At 62.8% G+C, this 3,740-nt stretch carries 4 protein-coding genes; all 4 read right to left on the bottom strand.

Annotated elements, in window-relative coordinates; genetic code table 11:
- A partial coding sequence (locus tag ACYVDE_RS17065; protein WP_460502755.1) for a DUF4198 domain-containing protein occupies positions 1–581 on the bottom strand: 581 nt, incomplete at its 3' end.
- A 4-nt stretch (positions 582–585) separates the two neighbouring features.
- A complete protein-coding gene (locus ACYVDE_RS17060; protein ID WP_460502754.1) occupies positions 586–1,071 on the bottom strand; it encodes a hypothetical protein in 486 nt (161 codons plus the stop codon).
- Between the two features lie 14 nt (positions 1,072–1,085).
- Positions 1,086–2,924: a glycosyltransferase family protein gene (locus ACYVDE_RS17055; protein ID WP_460502753.1), complete on the bottom strand. Its 1,839-nt coding sequence runs from the start codon at positions 2,922–2,924 to the stop codon at positions 1,086–1,088.
- A 240-nt stretch (positions 2,925–3,164) separates the two neighbouring features.
- Positions 3,165–3,740: hypothetical protein (locus tag ACYVDE_RS17050; RefSeq protein WP_460502752.1), on the bottom strand; the 576-nt coding region annotated here is incomplete at its 5' end.

The raw sequence follows: 3,740 nt of genomic DNA, 5'->3' as shown, positions 1-3,740 counted from the left end.
GCGCGCAGGCGGTAGGGGTTTTGCTCGGGCACCAACTCCAGGGGCAGGCCGTAGGCGTGGCGGCAGGCGCTGTCGGTGGCCAGCGGGGCCAGGGCGGGGTCGCCGACTTGCAGCAGGGTTTTGGCGCAGCGGCTGTAGGTTTCGCGGCCGGGCTGGGCGGTTTCCTCGTTTTCCTGGCGCAGCTTCAGGGCGTAGTCGAGGCCTTCTTCGCGCAGGTAGGCGGTGAACTGCTCGGCGGGCAGTTCAATGAAGGAACTAGTGCTTTGCAGCAGCACCACGTGGGTGCCGGGCTGGGCGAAAGTGAAATTAGTGCGGAAGGTATCGGTTTCGGCGGCGTTGTGGGGCGTGAGGTTGGTGGTATCGGCCGGGGTGGGGCCGAAGCGCTGGAGGCGGTGAATTTTGCTGGCTTTGTTCGACCACGGCCCGCCGGCGAAGTTGGCCCCGACGAAGGCGCGCACGTGCACCGCCTCGCCCGTCTGCAGGCGGAAACGCGGCGCTTCGAGCCACACCTCGTGGGCGAGGGCGGCGGTGGCCATCGATGCAATGCTGAGTGCCGTCAGCACATTCACGCTGCTGCGCATAAAATCAAAGAGAGGTTACGGCTAATAATTTTTCTCGCACTACACCCGGTAAATCAGCGGAAAAAACAGCATTCTCTGGCCGTGAGCGCTGAATGAAAATGAGTTCTTGACTTCCATATTTTTCTGGAGAGCTTGTCTCTACGCAGTGGGCATAGGTTAGCCCTTGAAACAGATAGCTGTATACCACGCGATAATAAGTTGTTCCGTCAAGCTCTTGACTTTTTGTGCGAGATGGCTCAAAGCTTCCGGTAACGCGGCTAGCATCGGCAGCGAGTGCCCATAGCGACTTGTGCTTATCAACACTTTGATAGATTAGAAATAGCCCAGAAATGACAAAGGCGGCCGAGAGCAACAATTCCAGTAGCGAGTTATCCGCAGCAGAGATTTTATCTACCAAAGCCAGCGATGCCGTAACTGACATGCAGGCGCCTATTAGCAGGCGGCCATCCCGCACCATTATTTCAAGCTTATCACCGAGGGGCAGCTTCATAGCAACGCACTAGTTTACTGCCGCTCCAGCGCCAGCGCGTAGGCCCGGTCGTAGTGCACGCGCAGGTTTTTCCAGTCGAAGAGGTCGGCGGAGCTTTCCACGGCGTTGCGCTGCACAATGCGCTCCTTACGGCTGAGCTGCACGAAGCGCCAGAGCATGTCGCACAACTCCTCGGCCGACTCGTCGAAGGATTTTTCCTGGCGATGCACCACGAAAATGCCTTTGCTCTCGGGGTCGGGCACGTTTTGCAGGGCGTAGTCGCCGAAGCCCGATAGGTCGGAGGTGATGGCGGGCACGCCGCGGGCCACGCATTCGAGCGGGGTGTAGCCCCAGGGCTCGTAGTAGCTCGGGAAAATGCCCATGTGGCAGCCGCGCACAAACTGGCCGTACTCCATGCCCAGCAGCGGCGAGGCGGGCGACACGAAGTCGGGGTGGTACACCATTTTCACGCGGTCGTGCTGGTGGTTCAGCAGCTCGGAACGGCGCAGGAAGTTGAGGATGTCGTCGTCGCCGTCATTCACCAGGTTGTGGGTGATGACCGGGGGCAGGGCGCGGGTTTTCCAGCTTTGCAGCTGGCGGCGGTAGCGCAGGCGCCAGTAGTCGTCCACCATCGCGCTGAGCTCGGGCAGCTTGTGGTCCTGGCTGGCGGCGGCGGCGTAGAACAGGCGCTCGCCCACCTGGCGCTCGATGGCGCGGCAGGTTTCCTGCACCTCGTTCAGCATGGCGCGGCGCTCGAGCACCTGCGGGTTGATGCTGGTGTAGGGGCGCTTGGTGATGAAAAACATCACCACCTGGCCTTCCAGCCCGCTTTGTTGCAGGCGGTAGTTGAGGCGGGCCAGGGCTTCGAGCGTCAGGTCGAAACCCTTGTTGTGGTATTCGTAGCGGCCCGAGGTGAAGAAGTACAGCGTCTTATCGAGGTCGAAGGCGTAGGACTGGAAGAAGTGCGCCATCACGAATTCGTGAATCTTGGCCTTGTACTGCTGGTGCAGGTTCTGGAACTCGTGCAGGGCCACGAAGCGCTCGATGTTGAGGCCGTTGGGCAGCACCGCGTCCGGAATTCTATCCAGCAGGTAGATGCACTCGCGCACCGTCAGCTCGCTCACGGTCGTGAACACGTGGCTGCCGTGGGCGGCGGCGCGCTCCATGCGCACGGCCGGCTCGATGTTGAAATGACGCGCCTCGGCCTCCCAGTTCACCCACATCAGGTGGTCGTAGAAGTTGGCGTCGTTCATGGCTAGGTAGCGGCCCAACAGCGTGGCGTGGGTGGTGAACACGAAGTGCGCCGGCACCTGCAGGCGGCGCAGCTCCGGAATGGCCACGCCGGTCATCCACTCGTGGAAATGGCCCAGCAGGTGCTGCCCGGCCGGTTTCTGGGCCGCCAGGTGCTGAAAAAACACGGTGGTGAGGTGCCCGAAGGCGATGACCTGGTGCAGCAAATCGTCGTTGTCGGGCGAGGGGATGCCGTGGCGCTGCCACAGCTCGGCCTTGTGCTGGCCGAGGCGGTCGTAGGTCTGAAACGGGTTGATGAGCACCACGCGCGGCCGGCCGGTTACCAGCCAGGTGCCAATCTGCACGTCGTAGCCCTGGGCGCGCATGGTGCGCACGGCGGCCGTGAACGGGTCGGCGGCGGTGTGCACGGTCAGGTCGTCGTAGGGTTCAAACTCACCCTGGGCCATGTTGGGGAAGTAGGGGCCCAGCAGGCAGTAGCGGTCGCCCCAGGCGGGCACGGTAGCCGGCACCTTGCTGCGAATGACGGTGTAGATGCCGCCCACTTGGTTGCAGACTTCCCAGGCCACTTCCACCAGCAGCGAATCGGGAAACAGAACGTCGGGGGCGTGAGGGGTCGGCTGCATGTATCGGAGGAGTGAGAAGGGGCGAAAGAACGTGGCGGAAAGGTAAGCCGGTTTGGGCGGCTCCTGCCAGCCGTGGCGGGCTTTTTTCAGGGATTTGGGTGGATTTTCAGTTTATCGGGTTGAGAGAACAGAAGCCATCTGTCATTCTCATCTTGCGTCCGCGGAGCGAAGGACCTTCTCACGTTAGCATAGTTTGCGCAAACGTGAGAAGGTCCTTCGCTCCGCTCAGGATGACAGACATTATGCCTGCTCCGCCGTCAGCACCTCCGGAATTTCCAACCGCCCAGGCAGCGTGCCAGTGCGGGCAAAGTCGGCCCAAAGCTGCCGCACCTGCCTGCCGGCGATGTCAAACTCCGCCCAATCAGCCTCGCCCAGCAGCGGCGTGGCGGCCCAGCTGGCCCGGGTGCCCAGCAGCAGCGGTAAATCGACCACGTGCGCGGCCCCGAATGGGCTGCCCGGTGGCTGGTAGGTGAGTACAAACCGCCAGGCCCGGCCGCCGGCCCGCGCCTGCTGCGCCGCAAAAGCCTGCGCCGGCGCCAGATAAATGCGGCGCGAAGTAACTTCCGTGAGCAGCCGCACCAGCCGGTGGCCCGCCAGCGGCAGACGCTGCAGCCAGTTGAAGGTAGGGTCGATAACGGCGAAAAAGCGGGTTTCCTCGGCCGTGGCGCCAATAAGCACGTCGATGTGCGGGGCCACGGCGGCCCAGCGGGCGTCAATTTCGGTTTCGGGCGGCAGGGGTGCGGCGCCGTACTGCGGGCCGAAGGGCATGCCGCTTTTCAGCCCCTGCCAGCGGGCGGCTTTGATGACGGCGCTTTC

This window comes from Hymenobacter agri (genome assembly GCF_054778495.1).
This window is presented reverse-complemented; position numbering and strand designations above follow the sequence as displayed.